Origin of the sequence: Aureibaculum marinum, assembly GCF_003813905.1 — a bacterium.
Lineage (GTDB): Bacteria > Bacteroidota > Bacteroidia > Flavobacteriales > Flavobacteriaceae > Aureibaculum > Aureibaculum marinum.
Genome location: NZ_RPFJ01000085.1, coordinates 1 through 3,232 on the forward strand (window position 1 = coordinate 1; position 3,232 = coordinate 3,232).

Here is a 3,232-nt window from a genome sequence, read left to right on the forward strand (position 1 = left end):
GATACTGATAACGATGGCATACCCAATCATTTAGATTTAGACAGTGATGGCGATGGCATACCAGATAATGTAGAAGCCCAAACTACATTGGGATACACCGCACCAAGTGGCATAGATAGTGATGGCAATGGTTTAGATGATTCTTATGAGTTAAGTCCGGGTTCGGCAGAAGGTTTAACACCTGTAAATACAGATGGTACCGACAATCCAGATTATTTAGATTTAGATTCAGATAATGATGGTTCTAGTGATACAACAGAATCAGGAGTTACTTTAAGTTATTTAGATTCAGACAATGATGGTTTGGATGATTTATTAGACACAACAACGGGCTATTCAGATCCAGGAGGAATGGTTGACGATCCATTAAGTGGTTCAGTAGTTTTAACAGATTCAGATAAAGATGCAAGTAGTGGAGGCGATGTTGATTATAGAGATGCTACGGATAATAGGCCAGATAATGATGGAGATGGTATACCAGATGAAGACGATGTAGATGACGATAATGATGGGATATTAGATACAGATGAAGGGTGTGGCAATTTATTGATAAATGGCAGTTTTGACTCACAAGATTTTTCAAGTACTACAGAATTTCCTGGTCCAAATACAGAATCAGGAGGAACGTTTATCGGACAAACAATTAATAACTATAGTCTATACGGTTGGAATCAAACTCATAATTTAGATGGTTGGGTAACAAGTGGAAGTTTTTCTTGGACGCCAAATGATTTTGCAGCATCGTATGATGGCGATCAATACATTGATGTTTTAGGAAACAATACCCATTCAGGAGGTGTAAATAATACTATTTGGCAGACGATATCTACTGAGGTAGGCGAGTCTTACACCTTATCGTTTTATTGGGGAGAAGACGTTGGTCATTCATCAGGGAGTGTTGTAACGCTGAATGCTAAAGTAACAGATTCAGATTCTAACAATTTGGTTAATCAGACCTTAACTACTTTTGCACAAGGGCCAATTAATGGCATTATCGGTCCTAAAAATTGGTTTTATTATCAAGTTTCTTTTGTAGCAACCACGGCAACCACTACCATTTCATTTGAAGCTACTCCACCATCTGGAAGTACGAGTGCAGGAGCAGCATTAGATAATGTTAGATTGGTAAAAGACGGCTCATGTCAAGATACTGATGGAGATGGAGTGATTGATGCTTTCGACTTGGATAGTGATAATGACGGAATTTTTGATGCTGTTGAAGTTGGGCATAACCAACCACATACAAATGGTCAAGTAAATGGTTCAGTTGGAGCAGACGGATTGCCAGATGTAGTACAAGATCATCCAGACAATGAACGAATCAACTATACCATTGCAGAAAGCACTGATGATACTGATACTATTCCAAACTTCTTAGATTTAGACAGTGATGGCGATGGCATACCAGATAATGTAGAAGCCCAAACCACAACAGGCTATACAGCCGCTAGTGGAACCGTAGATGTTAATGGAGTATATACAAATTACACCAACGGTTTAACACCAGTAAATACTGATGGAACAGATAGTCCAGATTATTTAGATTTAGACTCAGATAATGATGGAGTAAATGATACTGTGGAAGCAGGCATAACCTTAACAGGAAATGACTCAGACAATGATGGATTAGACAATGCTACAGATGCCACAACAGGCTATTCAGATGTAGGAGGAACAATTGATAATCCGTTAACAGGAGCTGTAATCTTACCAGATGGAGATAGTGATGCCTCTACAGGAGGCGATGTTGATTTTCGAGATTTAGCCAATCCATTTCCTTGTGATAATTCAATATATTTAAGTCAAGGAGATGTGTCAACACCCACAACTTTATATGATTATGTATCTAGCACAAATCCATTTACTGTTAATGCTATTGGAACAAATAGCCATGGTATAGAATATAATGCAATAGGATTTAATCCTATAGATGGTTTTATTTATGGTATTCAAGGAGATTCTACTAATTTAGTAAGGGTAGATAGTGATGGAACCACTGTAAATTTAGGTTCTATTGCAGGTTTACCTGTTTCAAACTATGTTACAGGAGAGATAGATGATAATGGGAATTATTATATTTTACCATTTGTATATGGAAATACTCTATATCAGATTGATGTAGTTAGTCAGACAGTCACTAATACAATTACTCTTTCAGCAAGTGTAAGACTTTCAGATATAGCCTATAATATTACTAATGGCTTATTGTATGGTGTTGATACGTCTAATGGTGTGTTATATAGTATTAACGTAACTACGGGAGAGGTTCTTGCGATAGGAGGAGCCAATCCAATAAAAGCATTTGGAGCATTATTTACCAGTAGTACAGGTGAGCTCTATGGAGGAGAGAACTATTTAGGAGGTTTTTATCAATTTAATATCACAAATGGATCAAGAACTTTAATTTCTGCGGGTCAAGTTTCTAACAGAAATGATGGAGCTCATTGTGTAACAGCTCCGATTACCTTTGATGCCGATTTAGAAATAACGAAAACTGATGGAGTTTCACAATATGTTCCAGGTACCACAACTACTTATACTATTGAAGTTACCAATAATGGTCCTTTTGGAGTGTTAGGGGCAATGGTTTCAGATGCAGTGCCTATTGGAATTCCAGAAGCAAATGTGTCATATACAGCAGTAGCATCATCGGGTAGCACAACTACAATTTCAGGGACACAAACCGGAGCAATAAATGACGTAGTAGATCTTCCTGTTAATGGAACAATCACCTATACAGTAGATGTATCTATACCTTTGACTTTTACTGGCGACTTAGTAAATACAGCTACGGTTACCAATCCAGCAAATTCTAATGATCCAGATCCAAGTAATAATACAGTTACAGATACTAATATCAATGGAGAAGCGGACTTAGAATTAAGTAAAACGGTTGATAATAGTAATCCCGACCAAGGTGATGTAATAACATTTACCATTACAGTAACTAATAATGGTCCGGGAACAGCAAATAACATAGAGGTGTTAGATATAATACCAACAGATTTTAGCTATAACCATATAGCATCAAATTATACAGTAAGTCAAGGTACGGTAACTTATGATTCAGCAACAGGAAGATTAGAATGGGCCTTAGGTACCTTAACAACATCAGGCGGAAGTAATAACAGTGCTACCCTAGAATATAGTGTCACAGTTGATGTTTGTGGAGAGTTTATTAACCAAGCAGAAATAATAAATAGCTCACAAGCCGATCTAGATTCAACACCTA

General features: G+C 37.2%; 1 protein-coding gene. It reads left to right on the forward strand.

Annotated features, from left to right (window positions below; all coding sequences use genetic code 11):
- Positions 1-3,232: DUF6923 family protein (locus EGM88_RS15020; protein WP_123899237.1), on the forward strand; the 3,232-nt coding region annotated here is incomplete at both ends.